At 66.6% G+C, this 17949-nt stretch carries 19 protein-coding genes; 8 read left to right on the forward strand and 11 right to left on the reverse strand.

All coding sequences use genetic code 11. From position 1 onward, the window contains the following. Positions 1–22 precede the first annotated feature (22 nt). The 4 genes from BMW87_RS12050 to BMW87_RS12065 are packed head-to-tail and all read right to left on the reverse strand — an operon-like array spanning position 23 to position 3669. Positions 23–1150, reverse strand: a complete 1128-nt coding sequence (locus tag BMW87_RS12050) for a sterol desaturase family protein (protein ID WP_093076480.1) — start codon at positions 1148–1150, stop codon at positions 23–25. Between the two features lie 40 nt (positions 1151–1190). Next, positions 1191–2468, reverse strand: coding sequence for a beta-ketoacyl-[acyl-carrier-protein] synthase family protein (locus BMW87_RS12055; protein WP_093076481.1), 1278 nt, complete (start codon positions 2466–2468; stop codon positions 1191–1193). Continuing rightward, complete coding sequence (locus BMW87_RS12060) at positions 2465–2764, reverse strand: acyl carrier protein (RefSeq protein ID WP_093057120.1); 300 nt, start codon at positions 2762–2764, stop codon at positions 2465–2467. Before BMW87_RS12060 ends, BMW87_RS12055 begins: the two co-directional genes overlap by 4 nt. A 44-nt stretch (positions 2765–2808) precedes the next feature. Continuing rightward, on the reverse strand, positions 2809–3669 hold the full coding sequence (locus tag BMW87_RS12065; RefSeq protein ID WP_093057119.1) for an alpha/beta hydrolase: 861 nt from the start codon (positions 3667–3669) through the stop codon (positions 2809–2811). A gap of 137 nt (positions 3670–3806) precedes the next feature. Here BMW87_RS12065 and BMW87_RS12070 point away from each other — a divergent pair, with 137 nt between their 5' ends. Both BMW87_RS12070 and BMW87_RS12075 read left to right on the forward strand, forming a co-directional pair. Continuing rightward, positions 3807–4496 carry a response regulator transcription factor gene (locus BMW87_RS12070; RefSeq protein WP_093057118.1) on the forward strand — a complete coding sequence of 230 codons (690 nt, stop codon included), beginning with the start codon at positions 3807–3809 and terminating at the stop codon, positions 4494–4496. 7 nt (positions 4497–4503) lie between these two features. Next, a complete protein-coding gene (locus BMW87_RS12075) occupies positions 4504–5910 on the forward strand; it encodes a sensor histidine kinase (protein WP_176928844.1) in 1407 nt (468 codons plus the stop codon). Here the strand turns inward: BMW87_RS12075 and BMW87_RS12080 are convergent. The 7 genes from BMW87_RS12080 to gstA all read right to left on the reverse strand — a co-directional run bounded on the left by BMW87_RS12080 (position 5907) and on the right by gstA (position 12217). Further along, complete coding sequence (locus BMW87_RS12080) at positions 5907–6665, reverse strand: SMU1112c/YaeR family gloxylase I-like metalloprotein (RefSeq protein ID WP_093076483.1); 759 nt, start codon at positions 6663–6665, stop codon at positions 5907–5909. The genes BMW87_RS12075 and BMW87_RS12080 overlap by 4 nt on opposite strands. 5 nt (positions 6666–6670) lie before the next feature. Further along, positions 6671–7126 carry a GNAT family N-acetyltransferase gene (locus tag BMW87_RS12085; protein WP_093076484.1) on the reverse strand — a complete coding sequence of 152 codons (456 nt, stop codon included), beginning with the start codon at positions 7124–7126 and terminating at the stop codon, positions 6671–6673. Further along, positions 7123–7608 carry a RidA family protein gene (locus BMW87_RS12090; RefSeq protein WP_093076486.1) on the reverse strand — a complete coding sequence of 162 codons (486 nt, stop codon included), beginning with the start codon at positions 7606–7608 and terminating at the stop codon, positions 7123–7125. Before BMW87_RS12090 ends, BMW87_RS12085 begins: the two co-directional genes overlap by 4 nt. Before the next feature lie 62 nt (positions 7609–7670). Next, positions 7671–8774 (reverse strand): alkene reductase, encoded by a 1104-nt coding sequence (locus tag BMW87_RS12095; RefSeq protein ID WP_093057115.1) that lies wholly within the window; start codon positions 8772–8774, stop codon positions 7671–7673. 85 nt (positions 8775–8859) lie between these two features. Further along, positions 8860–10674: an acyclic terpene utilization AtuA family protein gene (locus tag BMW87_RS12100; protein WP_093076487.1), complete on the reverse strand. Its 1815-nt coding sequence runs from the start codon at positions 10672–10674 to the stop codon at positions 8860–8862. After that, a complete protein-coding gene (locus BMW87_RS12105; protein WP_093076489.1) occupies positions 10671–11453 on the reverse strand; it encodes an enoyl-CoA hydratase/isomerase family protein in 783 nt (260 codons plus the stop codon). Before BMW87_RS12105 ends, BMW87_RS12100 begins: the two co-directional genes overlap by 4 nt. A 155-nt stretch (positions 11454–11608) precedes the next feature. Beyond that, positions 11609–12217: a glutathione transferase GstA gene (gene gstA / locus BMW87_RS12110; protein WP_093076490.1), complete on the reverse strand. Its 609-nt coding sequence runs from the start codon at positions 12215–12217 to the stop codon at positions 11609–11611. Positions 12218–12402: 185 nt separating this feature from the next. Here gstA and BMW87_RS12115 point away from each other — a divergent pair, with 185 nt between their 5' ends. The 6 genes from BMW87_RS12115 (at position 12403) to BMW87_RS12140 (ending at position 17937) form a co-directional block, all read left to right on the forward strand. After that, positions 12403–12588 carry a DUF1328 family protein gene (locus BMW87_RS12115; RefSeq protein ID WP_013538518.1) on the forward strand — a complete coding sequence of 62 codons (186 nt, stop codon included), beginning with the start codon at positions 12403–12405 and terminating at the stop codon, positions 12586–12588. After that, positions 12588–13475 (forward strand): transglutaminase-like domain-containing protein, encoded by an 888-nt coding sequence (locus BMW87_RS12120; RefSeq protein ID WP_093076492.1) that lies wholly within the window; start codon positions 12588–12590, stop codon positions 13473–13475. The genes BMW87_RS12115 and BMW87_RS12120 overlap by 1 nt, the downstream gene beginning before the upstream one ends. A 175-nt stretch (positions 13476–13650) precedes the next feature. Then, the gene (gene mnmG / locus BMW87_RS12125) at positions 13651–15612 is read left to right on the forward strand and encodes a tRNA uridine-5-carboxymethylaminomethyl(34) synthesis enzyme MnmG (RefSeq protein WP_093076493.1); all 1962 of its coding nucleotides are present in this window, start codon (positions 13651–13653) and stop codon (positions 15610–15612) included. After that, on the forward strand, positions 15609–16262 hold the full coding sequence (gene rsmG / locus BMW87_RS12130; protein ID WP_093076495.1) for a 16S rRNA (guanine(527)-N(7))-methyltransferase RsmG: 654 nt from the start codon (positions 15609–15611) through the stop codon (positions 16260–16262). The genes mnmG and rsmG overlap by 4 nt, the downstream gene beginning before the upstream one ends. 126 nt (positions 16263–16388) lie before the next feature. Next, on the forward strand, positions 16389–17003 hold the full coding sequence (locus tag BMW87_RS12135; protein ID WP_093057109.1) for a LysE family transporter: 615 nt from the start codon (positions 16389–16391) through the stop codon (positions 17001–17003). Between the two features lie 19 nt (positions 17004–17022). Continuing rightward, complete coding sequence (locus BMW87_RS12140) at positions 17023–17937, forward strand: ParA family protein (protein WP_093057108.1); 915 nt, start codon at positions 17023–17025, stop codon at positions 17935–17937. Positions 17938–17949 lie beyond the last annotated feature (12 nt).

A 17949-nucleotide genomic window follows, 5' to 3' on the forward strand; every position in this document is an offset into this window, starting at 1 on the left:
CCGAGCATACATAGCGAGGCCGTCAGGCGAGCAGTACCGCCGAAATTCCCAGCAAGGCCAGCTGTGCGCACCAGGCCCATCGCAGCCGCAGTTGCGAGTCGAGCACGGCGCCAATGGACCAGAAGCCACCAACGGCCAGCGCAAGCAGTCCCAGTCCCGTCTGGAACGCGAGGTCGTCGGCGCGCCACAGAAAGGCCAGCGTCACGCCGACCCAGCACGCGAAGTGAATCGAGGCCGAAGCCACCTGCGGGCGCGTCAGCACCGGATCGTGAATGTGCATCGCTTCTTCCAGCGAAAAGGGTGCATCGGGAAACCGTTGTGCCACGTCGGCCGGCCGCCAGCCCGGCGGCTTGAACCACACGGCAATCTTGTCCTGCCAGCGCCGCGTGTACCAGGCGTCTCGCAGCAGCGGCGCATACGGGCCGAGGATCGCACGCATCGGGTCGAAGCTCGCAAGCGTCTTGCGCGTGCCGTAGACACAGCGCTCTTTCTCTTCGGCGAAGGTGCCGAACATGCGGTCCCACACCACGAGCATGCCGCCGTAGTTGCGGTCCACGTAGCCGTCGTTCACCGCGTGATGCACGCGATGGTTCGACGGTGACGAGAACACGCGGTCGAACCAGCCGAGCTTGCCGATGTGCTCGGTGTGGATCCAGAACTGGTAGACCAGCACGATCAGCCCCGCAAGGCCGAACTGCTCGGGCGGCACCCCCACCACCGCCATCGGCAGGTAGAAGGCCCAGCCCAGAAAGGCCACGGTGCTTTCTTGCCGCAGCGCGGTGGAAAAATTGAAGTGCTGGCTCTGGTGGTGCACCGAGTGCGCGGCCCAGAACACGGCCGATTCATGGCCTGCGCGATGCAGCCAGTAGTCGAAGAAGTCGAACAGCAGCACGGCGACGATCCAGCCAATGACGCTGTCCCAGAAGCTCGGCCGCGTCCAGATCGCGACCAGCGGATAGACCATCGCGTAGAGACCGATCTGGAACAGCTGCGTGCACACCGACAGTGCCTGGCTCAGCAGCCCCTGGCTCAGGCTGCCGAGCGTGTCGCTGAAGCGGTAGGTGTTGCGCCGCTTGAGCCAACCCCATGCGAACTCGCACGCCATGAGCAGCGCGAACACGGGCACGACGAAAACAACCAGCCGGTGCACCGCGTTCGTTTTTCAGGAAGGGTTCAGCGAATCTTCAGCGTCAGGACGCGCGGCCGGCCACGATGACCGCGTTGGTGCCGCCAAAGGCGAAGGAATTGGACAGCACATAGCGGATACCCTTGGCCTCGCGCGCCTCGCCTTGCACGAAGTCGAGATCGAATGCGGCATCAGGCGTCTGCAGGTTGGCGATGGGCGGCAGCGTCTCGCGCGCCAGTGCGCGCAGCGCCGCAATGAGCTCGATCGCGCCACCGCCGCCGAGCACGTGGCCGTGGATGGCCTTGGTCGCGCTGACCGGTGTGTGGTTGCCGAACACCTCGCGGATAGATGTGGCCTCGGCTGCATCGCCGGCGGAAGTGGCCGTGCCGTGCGCGTTGATATGGCCGACGTCAGAGGCTTCGATGCCCGCGTCGCGCAGTGCGGCGCGCATCGCGCGCACCTGGCCCGGGGCGTCGGGGTTGGTGATGTGCGTGCCATCGCAGTTGGTGGCGTAGCCCGCGAGCACGAAGGGCGCGGCTTCGACGCCGCGTGCGGCTGCATGCGCTTCGGATTCGAGCACCAGCGCGGCCGCGCCTTCGCCAATGGCAAAGCCCGCGCGGTCACCCGAGAACGGGCGGCAGGCCGAAGAGGGCGCATCGGCCGGCGGTGGCGCCATCACGCGCATCGCGTGCCAGCTGGCCATCACGCCTGGGGTGAGCATGGCGTCGTGGCCGCCGACGATGGCAACGTCGATCCAGCCACCGCGAATGGCGCGCATCGCCTCGCCGATGGCCACGGCCGAGGAGGCGCAGGCACAGGCGTAGGCAATGGCCGAACCGCGCGCGCCGAAATGCAGCGCGAGCTCGGCCACGGCGGCGTTGGGCATCACGGTGAGCACTGTCGTCGGGCGCATGCGGCGCTGTTCGCCGTAGAGCGCGCTGGTGGTGTTGTCGAAGGTGCCGGCACCCGCGAGGCCACTGCCCCAGAAGATGCCGAGGCGGTCGCGGTCGATGGTGTCGAGGTCGAGCTTCGCTTCGCCAGCCGCGTCCTGCGCGGCAGCCAGCGCCATGGCGGTGCCGCGGTCCAGCGGCAGGCGCGAGGTGCTGCGCACGCCGTTCGAATCGAAGTCGCAGGCGGCAACGGCGAGCAGCATCGGGTCCATGCCCTTGATCTCCAGCGTCTGCGCGCGCACGGCCGAGCGACCCGCGAACAGCGCCTCGTCGAAGGCCTCGACGGTGCGGCCGATGGGCGTGACGAAACCGATGCCGCTCACGCGCACCGGCGCGGAGGCGGCGCGTGCGGCCGAAGCGGCGAGCGCGGCGTGGGCTGCACCGCTGCTCATGCGGTGGCTTCGGCGGGCTGGGCAGCGGCTGCGCTGCCGGCACTTTCCGTGTCGATCACTTCGCACAGGCGCTGCAGCGTGATGCCGGCTTCGCGCGGGTCGAGGCGGTCTTCGGGAATGCGCAGGTGGAAGGCGTCTTCGACGGCGAAGACGAACTCCATCAGCGCGAGCGAGTCGAGGCCCAGGTCGGACAGCGCGGTGTCCGGCGAGATGGCCGAGCGCTCGACGCGGAAGTCGGTTTCCAGGATCGCGGCGATGCTGTTGAAGGTGGGCGAAGAAGCGTTGGAAGAAGACATGGAAATGCTTTCCTTTCGGGCGTGATCGAACGTTGTCGAAGGTGTCAGGCGTACAGCGGATGCTCGGGCATCGTGCCATGCGCCACTGCATCGACGAACGACACTGTTTCGCGCACAACCTGTTGACGATCGTTGTCGATTGTGATCATGTGGTAGCTGTTGGCGACCACCACGGTGCGGAAGGCGCGGCAGCGCAGGCCGCGCGCGAGGATGTCGAGGTTGGCCACGCTGGCCACTTCGTCCTGCTGGGCGTGCAGCGCGAGCACGTTATCGCATCGCACGCTGTTGAGGTTGCGGCGCACGTGGCGGATGAGCCGGTCGTGCTCGCGCAGGTGGCCCACGCCGATGACGGAGCTGCCGGCGCGCGAGACTTTGCGGTGGCGCAGCTCGCGCTCGATCCAGGCGCGCACGCGTTCGTTCTTCACGCCGTAGGGCGGGCGTTCGCGGTATTGCCAGAGCCGCCCGAGCGGCGTGTAGAAGGCCAGCGGCAGCAGGAACTGCGTGCGTGGAATGGCCCAGCCGTCGAAGCGCAGCGTGGTCGACATGAGCACCAGCGCATCGACTTCGCTGCCGCAGCGGATGGCTGCGCCAAGCGCGAGCGAGGAGCCGGCGGAAATGCCGACCAGCATCACACGGTCGTGCTGCGCGCGCAGTGCCTTCACCTGCGCCTGGATCGCGTCGAGCCAGCGTTCGTACGGCGCCGCGCGCTGCAGCGGCGCATTGGCGTCGAACGAGTAACCCTCGATCGACAGCGGGTGCACCGAGTAGCCGCGGCTGCGCAGGGCGGACTGCACGGTCAGCAACTCGTCAGGCGTGCTGCATAAACCATGCAGCAGGACCACGGCGGTGCGTTGCACCTCCGGAGGCACCAGGCTCAAAAGATCGGAGGGTTCACGCGCGCTCATCGTGTGGCGTCGGCCATGAAAATGGCCCGTATTTCATCTTGCTGTCGTATGCTCATGTTGCGTTTATCGCTTGGAGCGACTGACCGGCCGCTGACCCGTCGTTCGCAAGGCAGATCACCCCCAACCACTCAATAACCATGCGAATTCTGCTTGTCGAAGATGACGCCGTTCTGCGCGATGTGATGGTGCGCAGCCTCGCGGATGCCGGCCATCGCGTCGACGTGTCGACCAACGTCGAAGATGCCGATCACCTGTGGCGCGTGCAGCCCTTCGATGCCGTGCTGCTCGACCTCAACCTGCCGGCCACCGCGAGCCCGACCAGCGGCCTCGCAAGCGGCCTCACCGCGCTGCGGCAGGCACGTGCGCGCGGCGACCGCACTCCTGTGCTGGTGCTCACCGCGCGCGGTCGCACCGAAGAGCGCATTGCCGGCCTCGATGCGGGCGCCGACGACTACCTCGGCAAGCCCTTCGACCTGGCCGAGGTCGAAGCCCGCCTGCGTGCGCTGGTGCGCCGCGCCAAGGGCACCGAAGACATCGTGCTGCTGGGCCAGCTGAAGCTTGACCGCAAGGCACGCCGCTTCTCGACCGCGAGCGGTCCGCTCGACCTGCCGGCGCGCGAGTTCGAGGTGCTGTGGGAACTCATGAGTCCGCCGGGCCGCACCGTGAGCAAGCGTGCGCTGTCCGACAAGCTGTCGAGCTTCGACGAATCGCTCGGCGACAACGCGCTCGAGGCCTTCATCTCCCGCCTGCGCAAGAAGCTGCAGGGCACGGGCGCGAGCATCCGCACGCTGCGCGGCATCGGCTACCTGCTCGAAGCCGAGGTGTGATCCGCGCGTGACCGAGCCGCAGCAACAGCCGACTGAAACGCAACCCGCGGCCATCGTGCGTGCGCCGTCGCTCACGCGGCGCGTGCTGCGCAACGTGCTGGTGCCGCTGGCGCTCACGTGGATGGTCGGTGCTGTCATCGCGCTGGTCATCGCCAACTACTTTTCCGAGCAGGCCTTCGACCGCGGCATGCTCGACGATGCCTATGCGCTGTCGGCCAACGTGCAGGCGGGTGAGCGCGGCATCGAACTGCTGCTGACGCCGCGCGAAGTGGCCACCGTGCTCTTCGACCAGGTCGACAAGGTGTACTTCGCGGTGCAGAGGCTCGACGGCTCGCTGATCTCGGGGCAATCGGGCCTGCAGGCGCCGCTGCCGGTGGACGGCTCGCGCTACCGCTTTTCCGACATCCGCTACGAAGGCGGCACGCTGCGCGCGGTGGTGCTCGAGCATGACGCCGAGCCCGACATCAGCATGCCCTACCGCGTGATCATTGCGCAGACCACGCTGAGCCGGACCGCACTGGTGCGGCAGCTGCTGGGCTATGCGCTGGCGCCGCAGATCGTGCTGCTGATCCTGCTTGCAGTCTGGCTCTGGTACGGCATTCGCAGCGACCTGCGCCCGCTCGCCGACCTGCAGCGCGCGCTCGACCGGCGCGACGTGCGCGACCTGTCGCCGGTGGCGGTGGCACAGACTTCGCGAGAGCTCCAGCGCCTGGGCAATGCGGTCAACTCGCTGTTCGAGCGTCTCGGCAACAGCGTGCAGGCACAACGCGAGTTCGTGGGCAACGTGGCGCACGAACTGCGCACGCCATTGGCCGGCATCCGCGCGCTGGCCGAGTACGGGCTCGCGCAGCAGGACACCAACGTGTGGCGCGAGCAGCTCGAGCGCGTGTCGGAACGGCAGGCGCGCGCCAGCCACCTGATCGACCAACTGCTGGCGCTGGCATTGGCCGAGGAAGCGCGTACCGAGCTCAAGCGCGTGCCGGTGCGGCTCGACGTGCTGGCCGAGCAGACGGTACTGCGGCACCTCGCGCGTGCCGATGCACGCGGCGTCGACCTCGGCGCGCGCGGCCTCGACGACGGCGTGGTCGTGCATGCCAACGAGGCGCTGGTGGAGGGCATCCTCGACAACCTGATCGACAACGCGCTGCGCTATGGCGGGCGCACCATCACCGTCGAGCTCGCGGGCCGCACGTTGAGCGTGATCGACGACGGGCCCGGCATTCCGCTCGAAGCCCAACGTGCCCTGATGCAGCGCTGGGCGCAAGGGCCCGCGGGCGAGAAGCTCGGGCAGGGCTCGGGGCTGGGGTTGTCGATCGTGTCGCGCTATGCGGAGTTGCTGGGGGCTGAGCTGCGGCTTGAAGCGGCCGAGCCCACCGGCCTGCGCGTGAGCGTGGCGTTCGGCGAGGCAATCTAGAGCGTTTGGAGCGGTGTGCCCTGGTGGAACGCCATGCGCCAGCGGCCGGCGCGGCGTTGCCACAGCGAGCTGCGCAGCGAGTTCGCGGCGGGGCGCTGCGCAATGGCTTCGCGGTGCGCGCGATAGGTGACCAGCGCCACATCGGGTGCCATGCGCAGCACGCGAAAGTCCGACATCGTCCGCTGCGAAAACGCCTCGTCGCGCAGCGCTTCGATGATGGCAGCCCGCGTCCACACCGTGCCCGAGACGCCCAGTTCATGGAAGTCGTCGTCGAGCAGTTCTTCGAGTCGTGCGGCGTTTGTGCGCACCTCGCGAAGATGCAATGCGCCTTCGAGCTTGAGCAGCAGCGCGTCGAGATCGGCGGTCGGTGCGGCCTCGTAGAGTTCGAGCGGAAGGCCGTCGGGATCGGCGAAGAAGGTGAAGCGCCGGCCCGTGAATTCATCGGTGCGCAGTGGCTCGACCGCAATGCCCTGTGCTGCGAGTTCGTCGGCCGCGGCCTGCACGTCGGGCACCTCGAAAGACAGGTGCCGCAGTCCTTGGGCCTCGGGCCGCGTGAGGCGCGGGGGTGCGTCGGGAAAGGAGAAGAGTTCGATCTGCGAGCCGTCAGGCAGTGCCAGGTCGAGCTTGTACGAGTCGCGCGCGGCGCGGTAGTTTTCGGCGATCACGCGCAGGCCGAGCACTTCGGTGTAGAAGCGCTTCGACACTGCGTAGTCGGCGCAGATGATCGCGACGTGATGGATGCGGGCCAGCTGCATGGCGGTCACTTCAATGGCTTGCGCAGGAAGACACGAGTGCGCTCCGCGAAGGCGAGGCGCTTGTATTCGACGTAGCCGATGCGTTCGTAGAGCGCTCGGTTCTCGGTCATCTTCTCGTTGGTGAAGAGGTAGATCGAGTCGTGGCCTTGCCGCAGTGCTTCCTGTTCGGCGAGCTCAAGCAGGGCGCGGCCCACGCCGGTGCCCTGGTGTTGCGGCAGCACCGCGATCACGTCGATCAGGAAGCCTTCGTCGGTAGTGTCGAGCACCAGCGCAGCGATGGTCTCGCCACGCTGCGTGGCGATCCAGACCTGGACATTGGCGATGGCCGCGCCGTAGTCCCTGGTCATCGGAATCGGCGTGAGGCCCAGGCGCGGAATGTAGTGGCGGAAGGCTTCGACGGCGCAGTCGGCGACGGATGTTGCATCGCTCTCGGTGGCGCGCCTGATGGTCCACGTCGTCATGCGTCGAATTCCACTTCGCCTTCGATCTCGACCGGTATGTTGAACGGCAGCTCGGCCATGCCCACCGCACTGCGCGAATGCGCGCCGATGTCGGGTCCGAAGAGCTCGAGGATGAGGTCCGAGAAGCCGTTGATCACTGCTGGCTGTTTGTCGAAGCCGGGCGCCGAAGCGACCATGCCGAACACGCGTGTCCAGGCCGTGATGCGGTCGAGATCGCCGAGCGCGCGCTGCAGGCTGCCGAGCATCGCGAGCCCCGTGAGACGTGCGGCGGTGTAGCCCTGCTCGACGCTCAGTTCGCGGCCCAACTTGCCAAGCGGCGCGGCGATGGTGCCATCGGCATTGAGCGGGCCGTGACCCGAGATCAATGCGCGGCGGCCGACGATGCGGATGAATTGAAAGGGCAGCACGACGCCGGGTGGCGGCGTCACTGTCGGTGGAAGAACGAGGCCGAGCGCGGCCAGTCGTTGCTCGATGCGGGCCATGGCATTTCTCTCCTGGGGCGGACACAAAGCGTCCGCCGCATCTTGCCATGGCCTTTTCCGGATTACGCCAGTGCGGGGTAGTCCGTGTAGCCCTTCGCACCGCCACCGTACATGGTGGCCTTGTCGAGCTCGTTGAGCGGTGCGTTCTCGCGCAGGCGGCGCACGAGGTCGGGGTTCGAGATGAAGGGCTTGCCGAAGGCCACGAGGTCGTCGCCTTCCTTCAGCGCTTCTTCGGCCAGCGGGCGGTCGTAGCCGTTGTTGACCATCCATGCACCCTTGCCGCCGGCTTCGCGGTAAGCGGCCTTAAGCGCTTCGTAGTCGAAGGGCCGGTCTTCGATTTCGCGCGGGCCACCGGTGGCGCCTTCGATGATATGGATGTAGGCGAGGTTGAGCGTGGCGAGTTGCTTCACCACGTAGGTGAACAGCGGCTGCGGGTTGCTGTCGTGCACGTCGTTGGCCGGCGTCACGGGCGACAGGCGGATGCCGGTCTTGCCGCCGCCGACGGCGTCGACCACGGCACGCGCGGATTCGAGCAGCAGGCGGGCGCGGTTCTCGATGCTGCCGCCGTAGTCGTCGGTGCGCTTGTTGCTGCCGTCTTTCAGGAACTGGTCGAGCAGGTAGCCGTTGGCGCCGTGCAGTTCCACGCCGTCGAAGCCGGCGGTCTCGACCGCGCTGCGCGCGGCCACCGCGTAGGCGTGCACGATGCCGGGCAATTCGCCGGCGTCGAGCGCGCGCGGCTCGGAGGTCTCGACGAAGGTGGGCACGCCTTCCTTGATGAGCACGGTCTTGGTCTTGGCGGTGATGGCCGAGGGGGCGACGGGCTTGCCGCCACCGGGTTGCAGTTCGGTGTGCGAGACGCGGCCCACGTGCCACAGCTGCACGACGATCTTGCCGCCCTTGGCGTGCACGGCGTCGGTCACGCGCTTCCAGGCGTCGAGCTGCTCGGTGCCGTAGAGGCCGGGCACGTCGGCATAGCCCTGGCCCTGGTGGCTGATGGCGGTGGCCTCGGTGATGAGCAGGCCGGCACTGGCGCGCTGGGCGTAGTAGGTGGCGGCGATGTCGGGTGGGATCGCGTTCGGCGAGCGGTTGCGCGTGAGCGGCGCCATCACGATGCGGTTGGCGAGCTTCAGGTCGCCGGCCTGGACGGGGTCGAAAAGGGTGGACATCGTGCGATCGAAAGCAAAGTTGAAAGAGGCGCAAGGCTAAGCCCCCGGCCTCAACCCTGCTGTCGCACGGTTGTCCCGATTGGTGCTAGGCAAGCAACGCCAGCAGCGCGGGGCTTGCGCGCAGGGGCACGGCCAGCAGGATCTGGCCCATGCCCTTGCCGAGCGGGTCGTTGCGCAGCGAGGCCATGCCGCCGCCGCCAAGCGCCTGCTCGCAGACGAAGTTGAAGGCGTCGATGCCCGGCACCTCGTAGCGCGTGACGCGGCCTTTGACGAGGTGCGCGAGCCATTCGGCCACGCGCGCTTCGGTGAGCTGTTCGCGCAGCAGCGGCAGCAGGGCAGGGTGGCGCGCGATGACGCCGATGTTCGATGTGTCGCCCTTGTCGCCGCTGCGAGCCCAGGCGAGGCGTATGAGAGGTACCTCGATGGCGTCAGGGGCCGGGGGTGCTTCATGCGTTTCTGGTGCTCTGACAGGCGATGGGATGGGGGCTGACGCGGAAACCTCGCTGCGCGGAACATCGACGCGTTTCCCATCGATGGTCACCGTGGCTTCCACCCGCGACTTGTCGAGCAGGAACGCGTATTGCCGGATCGAAGGCGACACCGAGGCGCGTCCACCGCCCGCACCCGTGGTGCCTGGCGCCCACGATGTGCCCGCCGGTGCGATCTCGCGTGCGAACAGCTCCAGCGCTTCCTTGCGCGGATGCGTCACCGCGAGCCGCAGCACCGCTTCGCGCGTCTGCAATGCCTGCGCATGCGGGCCGTAGCAAGACTCCGCGCCCAGCACTTCGAGCTGCGTGCCGCTGTACGGCCCGAAGCCGTATTGCGAGAACAGCGTGCCCGTGCGCGCGAGGATGGCTTCGCCCGTGCGCTTCGCCTTGGCCACCGCATCGAAGCCCACGATGGTGAGCTGCGCCGCCGTCTTGAAGCCGTCGACATACGTGGCGCTGACCTTGTAGCTCGCGGTCGGCGCATGGCCGCGCGCGCCGTGCACACGCACGTGGTGCTCGCCGGCCTGCTCGATGCGCACCTGCGTGAAGTCGGCCACCACGTCGGGCAGCAGGTACGCCGCGGGGTCTCCGATCTCGTAGAGCATCTGCTCGCCCACCACCGCGGGCGTGAGCTTGCCGCCGGTACCCTCCGGCTTGGTGACGACGAAGCTGCCGTCGGCGCTGCATTCGACGATGGGATAGCCGATGTTCGGCCAGTCGGGCACGGTGTCCCAGTCGGTGTGCAGGCCGCCGGTGGCCTGGCAGCCGCATTCGATGATGTGGCCCGCGAGGCTGCCGGCCGCGAGCAGATCGAAGTCGTCCGGCTGCCACTTGAACTCGTGCATGAGCACGCCGAGCGTGACGGCGGAGTCGACACAGCGGCCGGTGATGACGACCTGCGCACCCGCATCGAGCGCAGCCTGTATCGGCCGTGCGCCGAGATACGCGTTGGCGGTGAGCACGCGTTCGGGCAGCGCGGCGCCGCTCTGCAGTTCGCGCACGGGTGGTTGTGCCTGGCGCAGTTGCGGCAGCAGCGGGGACACGTCGTCGCCGCTCACCACGGCGATCTTCAATGCAACGCCCTGCTCGGCGGCCAGGGCCGCGAGTGCATCGGCACAGCCTTGCGGGTTGACGCCGCCTGCGTTGCTCACCACGCGGATGCCTTGTTTCACGACGTCCTTCAGCACTGCCTTCATCGCGACGGAGACGAAGTCGGTTGCGTAGCCCAGCTCGGGCTTCTTGAGCCGGGCACCCGCGAGGATCGACATGGTGAGTTCGGCGAGGTAGTCGAACACGAGGTAGTCGATCTGCCTGCTGCCCACGAGTTGCGGCGCGCCCACGCTGCTGTCGCCCCAGAAGCCCGATGCGCCGCCGATGCGGACGACGCGTTCGTTGTTGTTGCTGCTGTTCATCGGCCACTCCATTGCGGCTTGCGCTTCTCGCGGAAGGCGAGTTGTCCTTCGGCGGCGTCTTCGGTGAGTGCGAACAGGCCGATCTGGCTTTCGGTGAAGGCCATCGATTCCTCGAAGGCCATCGCCTCGATCTTCTTCATTGTGTAGAGGCCGCGGCGGATGGCGGCGGGCGACTTGTCGAGCATGCGGCCGAGCAGCCAGTCGACGCTTTCGTCGACGTCATCGCTCACGCGGTTGACGAGCCGCAGTTCGAGCGCCTGCGCGGCGGTGATGGGCTCACCGGTGATGCACATCTCGGCCAGCACGCGGCGCGGCAGCAGGCCGCCGAGCACGCTGAGCACCTGTGCGGGAAAGAGGCCGACCTTCACCTCGGGCAGGCCGAACACGGCCTGGCTGCTGGCCACGGCCATGTCGCACATCGCCATGATCCCCATGCCGCCGGCCATGCATGCGCCGTTGACGCGCGCGATCAGCGGCACAGTCGATTGCCGGGCCTGGCGGAACAGGTTGGCAAAGCCCTGGTAGGGCGCGGCGTAGTCGAACTTGAAGGAGGTGCCGCTCTGCAGGTCGGCGCCGGCGCAGAAGGCGCGCGTGCCGGCACCGGTGATGACCACGGCGCGCACGGCGGCGTCGTTGTTGGCGCGGGCCAGTGCGTCGCTCAGGCCGGCGAGCACTGCGCCGTTGATGGCGTTGCGGCGCTCTTCGCGGTCGATGGTGAGCCACATGACGGGCCCGCGCATCTCTTCGCGCAGTTCGACGGGGGGCGGGGTTTCAGGCATGGCGCGGGTTCCTTCTTCGGTCGTCTGAAGTTCTGCCCGTAGCGTGACCCGAAAAAAAAGCCGCATCGTGCGGCTTGTGGCTGAAGCAGTCCGGGTTTTCCCCTAGAGGGCATCCGGCCGCTTCAATGCTTCTGCACGCTTTCGCGTGCTTCGGCTTACTTCAGCAGGCCTTCGGCCTTCATTGCATCCTGCACCGCGGGGCGGGCGCCAACGCGTGCGTGCCAGGCCTGGACGTTGGGAAAGCCGGAAATGTCCACGCCCGTGGGCTTGGTCCAGTTGGTGACGGTGAACAGGTAGCCGTCGGCCACGCTGAAGTGGTCGCCCATCAGGTATTGCTTGTTGGCCAGTTCGCCGTCGAGCCATTGGAAGCGCGACTTGAGCTTGTCCTTGAAGATGGTCTTGGCTTCTTCGGGCATGTTCGGGTTGAACAGCGGGCTGAAGCCCTTGTGCACTTCGGTGCCGATGAAGGTCAGCCACTCCTGCAGGCGGTAGCGCTGCAGGGTGCCGGCTGCGGGCGCGAGGTTCTTGATGGGTGCGAGGTCGGCGATGTACTGCAGGATGGCCGGGCCTTCGCGCAGGCGGGTGCCGTCGTCGAGCTCGAGCATCGGCACGTAGCCCAGCGGGTTGATGCCGTAGTAGTCGGTGCCGTCCTGCAGCTTGTGGCTCTTGGTGCTGGCCAGCACGGGTTCGACGGCGATGCCTGCTTCGTGCAGCGCGATGTGGGGCGAGAGCGAACAGGCACCGGGCGAGTAATACAGCTTCATTCGAAAAACTCCAATGGATGACGAGGTTGATTGATTGTTGTGGGAGACCGCAGCGGATGCTAGCGGGTTTGGCTGCCTCGCGTTTTTGTCCTACGGCCGCACGCGCGAGGCGACTATCGGGCTCGAGCAGGCCGCTTCCTAAGCTGCGTCGCACGGTGGGCAGGGCCTGCTGCAAGGAGTACCCGATGTTGAAGTACGCGATCATTTTTGCCGTCATCTCCCTCGTGGCCGGCCTGCTCGGCTTCGGTGGCGTGGCGGCCGGGGCTGCCGGTATTGCCAAGCTGCTGTTCGGCCTGTTCCTGGTGCTGGCCGTGCTGTTCGTCGTGCTGGCCGCGCTTGGCGTGGGTGCGGTGAAGAAGGCGCTCGACTGATGCACATCTCCCACGTCGATGCGCAGCTCGACTACGAGGTCGTCGCGCCGGCCCACATGCTGCTCAACATCGAAGCGGCGCGCTCGGGTGCGCAGGCCGTCGTCAGCGAGGAGCTGACGATCGAGCCGCCGACGGAGATGCAGGTGTTCTGCGACGAGGGCAGCGGCAACCGCTTCATCCGTTTCGACGCGAAGCCCGGGCCGCTGAAGATTCGCTACAAGGCCAGCGTGCAGCGCGCGCATGTGGTGGTGCCGACCGACCTGCGAGAGGTGCCGGTCAGCGAAGTGCCCGACGAGGTGCTGCACTACATGATGCCGACGCGCTACTGCGAGTCGGACCTGATGTCGCGCTGCGCGCAGCAGCTCTTCGGCGACCTGCCGCCGGGCATCGGCCGTGTGCAGGCCATCGTCGACTGGATCCACGAGAGCATCGCCTACGAGCCGGGCAGCAGCGACTCGACAACGACGGCGCGCGAGGTGTTCGTGGAACGCGCGGGCGTGTGCCGCGACTTCGCGCACCTGGGCATCACCTTCTGCCGCGCGCTCAACATTCCGGCGCGGCTGGTGGTGGGCTATGTGTGGTTCGACGAGCCGCCGCAGGATTTCCACGCCGTGTTCGAAGCCTGGCTCGGCGGTCAGTGGGTGCTGTTCGATCCGACGCGCATGGCGCCAGTCGACCGGGTGGTGCGCGTGGGCACGGGGCGCGACGCGAAGGACGTGGCCTTCTGCACGATCTTCGGCAACGTGCGCATGACGGACAAGAAGCTCGTCGTTCGCGAGCTGCAGGATGAAAGCCTTGAACCGTCGAAGGCGCCGCCGCCGACTGGCGCGCTGGTCGGCATCGAGAAGCCTGTGCCGGTGGTGCAGGTGGCCGAAGCGACGGGCTGACGCGGATAGTTTGCTATGAAATATATAGCAAACTATCGAGATTCCGTGGGCATTGGCGGGTAATTTGGCATGGCCCTCTAGCTTGTCCACACAAAGGGCGCAGATCGGCCTGGACGATTAAAATCAGTGCCCCTTTTGCGCCGCGCACGCGTCAGTTGTGCGCTCCCCATTTCAAATGCTGTACCCCGAAGAATTCGACGTGATCGTCGTCGGCGGTGGCCATGCCGGCACCGAAGCCGCGCTCGCCGCTGCGCGCATGGGCGCCAAGACGCTGCTGCTCTCCCACAACATCGAGACGCTGGGGCAGATGAGCTGCAACCCGTCGATCGGCGGTATCGGCAAGGGCCATCTGGTGAAGGAGGTCGATGCGCTCGGCGGTGCGATGGCGATTGCCACCGACGAGGCCGGCATCCAGTTCCGGATTCTCAATTCGAGCAAGGGCCCGGCGGTGCGCGCCACCCGCGCGCAGGCGGATCGGGTTCTGTACAAGGCCGCCATTCGCCATCGGCTGGAGAACCAGCCGAACCTGAGCCTGTTCCAGCAAGCCGTCGACGACCTGATGGTGGAGGGCGATCGCGTGGTCGGTGCCGTCACGCAGGTGGGCATCGCATTCCGTGCCCGTACCGTGGTGCTGACGGCGGGTACTTTTCTCGATGGCCGCATCCATGTCGGCCTCGACAACTACCAGGCTGGACGCGCGGGTGATCCGCCAGCCATCAGCCTGTCGGCGCGGCTCAAGGAACTGAAGCTGCCGCAAGGCCGGCTCAAGACCGGGACGCCGCCACGGCTCGACGGCCGCAGCATCGATTTTTCGAAGTGCACCGAGCAACCCGGCGACGGCATGCCCGGTGGGGCAGGGCCGATGCCGGTGTTCAGCTTCATGGGCCGCGCGGACATGCATCCGCAGCAAATGCCCTGCTGGATTACCCACACCAACGCGCGCACGCACGAGATCATCCGCTCGGGCTTCGACCGCAGCCCGATGTTCACCGGCAAGATCGACGGCGTGGGTCCGCGCTACTGCCCGAGCGTGGAGGACAAGATCAATCGCTTTGCCGACAAGGAAAGCCATCAGATCTTTCTCGAGCCTGAAGGCTTGACGACCAACGAGTACTACCCGAACGGGATCTCTACCAGCCTGCCGTTCGACATCCAGTACCAGCTGGTGCGCTCGATGCCCGGGCTGGAGAACGCGCACATCCTGCGGCCGGGCTACGCCATCGAGTACGACTACTTCGATCCGCGCGAACTCAAGAGCAGCTTCGAGACCCACTCGGTCAAGGGCTTGTTCTTTGCCGGACAGATCAACGGCACGACCGGCTATGAAGAAGCCGCGGCCCAAGGTTTGTTCGCCGGCATCAATGCTGCGCTGCAATGCCGTGGCGAAGATGCCTGGCTGCCGCGCCGCGACGAAGCTTACTTGGGCGTGCTGGTCGACGACCTGATTACAAAGGGCGTGACCGAACCGTACCGCATGTTCACGAGCCGCGCGGAATTCCGCCTGCAGCTGCGCGAGGACAACGCCGACATGCGCCTGACGGAAGCAGGGCGGAAGCTTGGCCTGGTAGACGACGCGCGCTGGGACGCTTTCAGCCGCAAGCGCGACGCTGTTTCACGTGAAACAGAGCGGCTCAAGTCGATCTGGGTGAACCCGCGCAACCTGCCAGCCGCCGAGTCGGAGCGGGTGCTGGGCAAGGCCATCGACCACGAATACAACCTGGCCGACCTGCTGCGTCGGCCCGACGTGAACTACGAAACGCTGATGTCGCTGGACGGCGGCAAGTATGGTGCCCAGACGGCGCTGAGCGAAACCGAGATCGAGCAGATCGAGATCTCGGCCAAGTACTCTGGCTACATCGAGCGTCAGCACGACGAAGTGGAGCGGGCCGCGCACTTCGAGAACCTGAAGCTGCCGGCTGATTTTGACTACGGCCAGGTCAAGGCGCTAAGCTTCGAGGTGCGGCAAAAGCTGGACAAGCACCGGCCGGAAACACTGGGCCTGGCCTCGCGCATCTCCGGTGTGACGCCTGCCGCCATCTCCCTGCTGATGATTCATCTGCGCAAGGGCGGCCACAAGGCCTTCGCCCGCGATACCGCCACCACGGAAGCAGCCACCGAGCCGCAGTCCGCGGAATGACGGCGCCGATCGATACGCTGCGCGCGGGCGCAGCCGCCATGGGCGTGGCGCTGTCCGATCTTCAAGGTGAACAGCTGCTGGCCTACGGCACGCTGATGCTCAAGTGGAACAAGGTCTACAACCTGACGGCGCTGCGCGATCCGGCGAGTGTGCTGACGCACCACCTGCTCGACAGCCTGGCGGCAGTCGCACCGCTGCAGCGCGAGTGGGCAGGGAAGGGCAAGCTGCTGGACGTGGGTTCCGGCGGTGGCTTGCCGGGTGTGGTGATCGCCATCATGCGGCCTGATCTTGAGGTGAGCTGCCTCGATGCGGTCGCCAAGAAGGCGGCTTTCGTCCAGCAAGTGGCAGCCGAACTGGAGCTCCCGAACCTTCGGGGGCTGCACGCCCGGGTCGAATCGCTGGTCGGCAGCTACGAAGTCATCAGCTCGCGCGCCTTCGCATCACTGTCGGATTTCTTCAACGGCTCGATGAATCTGCTCGCACCCGGTGGTGTCTGGCTCGCCATGAAGGGCAAAGTGCCGACCGACGAACTCGCCGCTTTGCCAAAAGGCGTGGCAGTGTTTCACGTGGAACAACTGACGGTTCCCGGCCTGGATGCCGAGCGTTGCATCGTCTGGGCGCGCAAAGAAGCAGCTGAAATCGGCGCCTGAATCCGCAAAAGAAGCGGCGACACCGGTAAAAGCCGGTGTCCGAACGATCCTCGCGGTGGTGTGCTCGCTTAGACTCGATGCCTCCCTCCGGTCCCTTTTCCGACTCGCTTTTTCGAGGCAAATCCCATGTTCGGCATCGCTGACTACGGCGCATTCGTCGCCGCCATCGTCCTGTTCCTTCTGATTCCCGGCCCGGGCAATCTGGCGCTGATTACCTCGACGAGCAAAGGCGGCATCCGTGGAGGGCTGGCCGCAACAGCTGGCCTGATCATTGGTGACCAGTGCCTGATGTGGGCCGCAGTGGCTGGTGTGTCGGCCGTGCTGGCCGCTTACCCGACCGCTTTCAAGGCAGTGCAGTGGCTGGGCGCCGCCTACCTGGCGTGGCTGGGCCTCAAGATGTTGCTGGCCAAGCCCGGCTCGGCGCCCATCCTCGACATCAAGCCCAGCCATTTCCTGCGCCAAGCCTTCACCATCACCCTGCTGAATCCCAAGGCGATCGTGTTCTACATGGCCTTCTTCCCGCTGTTCGTCGACCCGGCCCGCCACCAGGGCCTGGTCACTTTCGGCGCGATGGCGGTGACGATTGCTGCGCTGACCTTCCTGTACGGCCTGACCTCGACGCTGCTCACGCACTTCCTGGCCGAGCGCATCCGTGCGAATCCCCGCATTTCCGCCACGCTCGAGAAGCTTGCCGGCACCTTTTTGATCGCCTTTGGCGTCAAGCTCGCAATCTCGCGCTGATCGATCCTCCGGTACTGACATGGCCAAGATTTTCTGCATTGCCAACCAAAAGGGCGGCGTCGGCAAGACCACCACCACCGTCAACCTCGCGGCCGGCCTGGCCAAGGTCGGCCAGCGCGTGCTGATGATCGACCTCGACCCGCAGGGCAATGCCACCATGGGCTCGGGCATCGACAAGCGGCAGCTGGAGCTGACGGTGTACGACGTGCTGCTCGAATCGGCCTCGGTGGCCGAAGCCCGGGTCAAGGCCGACAAGCTGGTGGAGGGCGGTTGCGGCTACGACGTGCTGGGCGCCAACCGCGAACTGGCGGGTGCCGAAGTCGAAATGGTTGCGCTCGACCGTCGCGAAAAGCGCCTGCGCACCGCGCTGGCCGCGGTCGGCGCCGAGTACGACTTCGTGCTGATCGACTGCCCACCGAGCCTGAGCCTGTTGACCCTCAACGGCCTGTGCGCCGCCCACGGCGTGATCGTGCCGATGCAGTGCGAGTACTTCGCGCTCGAAGGCCTGACCGACCTGGTCAACACCATCAAGCAGGTGCACGCCAACCTCAACAAGAACCTGCAGATCATCGGCCTGCTGCGCGTGATGTTCGATCCGCGCATCACGCTGCAGCAGCAGGTGAGCGAGCAGCTCAAGTCCCACTTCGGCGACAAGGTGTTCGACACGGTGATCCCGCGCAATGTGCGGCTGGCCGAGGCGCCCAGCTACGGACTGCCGGGCGTGGTGTTCGACCCGGCCGCCCGCGGTAGCCAGGCTTTCATCGCCTTCGCTCAGGAGCTGGTCGACAAGATGCCGCCCGCGAGCGCCTTTGCTTCGGGTGCGGTGGCGCCGCCGATTGCGCCGGTCACGCGCATCGCACCGGATCTGCCCATTCCCGATGACGTGATGGCACCCGCGCCCGCATCCGACTCCACCAGTGAAAACAATGCCTGACGCTTGCCGCTG

This window comes from Variovorax sp. OV084, from assembly GCF_900111625.1.
Taxonomy (GTDB): domain Bacteria; phylum Pseudomonadota; class Gammaproteobacteria; order Burkholderiales; family Burkholderiaceae_C; genus Variovorax.

Coding starts and splice junctions, on each gene's coding strand:
- BMW87_RS12090 (WP_093076486.1), bottom strand. CDS start 7,608: ATGGCCCGCATCGAGCAACGACTGGCCGCGCTCGGCCTCGTTCTTCCA.
- BMW87_RS12120 (WP_093076492.1), top strand. CDS start 12,588: ATGCACATCTCCCACGTCGATGCGCAGCTCGACTACGAGGTCGTCGCG.
- BMW87_RS12070 (WP_093057118.1), top strand. CDS start 3,807: ATGCGAATTCTGCTTGTCGAAGATGACGCCGTTCTGCGCGATGTGATG.
- rsmG (WP_093076495.1), top strand. CDS start 15,609: ATGACGGCGCCGATCGATACGCTGCGCGCGGGCGCAGCCGCCATGGGC.
- BMW87_RS12085 (WP_093076484.1), bottom strand. CDS start 7,126: ATGACGACGTGGACCATCAGGCGCGCCACCGAGAGCGATGCAACATCC.
- BMW87_RS12135 (WP_093057109.1), top strand. CDS start 16,389: ATGTTCGGCATCGCTGACTACGGCGCATTCGTCGCCGCCATCGTCCTG.
- BMW87_RS12100 (WP_093076487.1), bottom strand. CDS start 10,674: ATGAACAGCAGCAACAACAACGAACGCGTCGTCCGCATCGGCGGCGCA.
- BMW87_RS12140 (WP_093057108.1), top strand. CDS start 17,023: ATGGCCAAGATTTTCTGCATTGCCAACCAAAAGGGCGGCGTCGGCAAG.
- mnmG (WP_093076493.1), top strand. CDS start 13,651: ATGCTGTACCCCGAAGAATTCGACGTGATCGTCGTCGGCGGTGGCCAT.
- BMW87_RS12055 (WP_093076481.1), bottom strand. CDS start 2,468: ATGAGCAGCGGTGCAGCCCACGCCGCGCTCGCCGCTTCGGCCGCACGC.
- BMW87_RS12060 (WP_093057120.1), bottom strand. CDS start 2,764: ATGTCTTCTTCCAACGCTTCTTCGCCCACCTTCAACAGCATCGCCGCG.
- gstA (WP_093076490.1), bottom strand. CDS start 12,217: ATGAAGCTGTATTACTCGCCCGGTGCCTGTTCGCTCTCGCCCCACATC.
- BMW87_RS12115 (WP_013538518.1), top strand. CDS start 12,403: ATGTTGAAGTACGCGATCATTTTTGCCGTCATCTCCCTCGTGGCCGGC.
- BMW87_RS12065 (WP_093057119.1), bottom strand. CDS start 3,669: ATGAGCGCGCGTGAACCCTCCGATCTTTTGAGCCTGGTGCCTCCGGAG.
- BMW87_RS12105 (WP_093076489.1), bottom strand. CDS start 11,453: ATGCCTGAAACCCCGCCCCCCGTCGAACTGCGCGAAGAGATGCGCGGG.
- BMW87_RS12080 (WP_093076483.1), bottom strand. CDS start 6,665: ATGCAGCTGGCCCGCATCCATCACGTCGCGATCATCTGCGCCGACTAC.
- BMW87_RS12095 (WP_093057115.1), bottom strand. CDS start 8,774: ATGTCCACCCTTTTCGACCCCGTCCAGGCCGGCGACCTGAAGCTCGCC.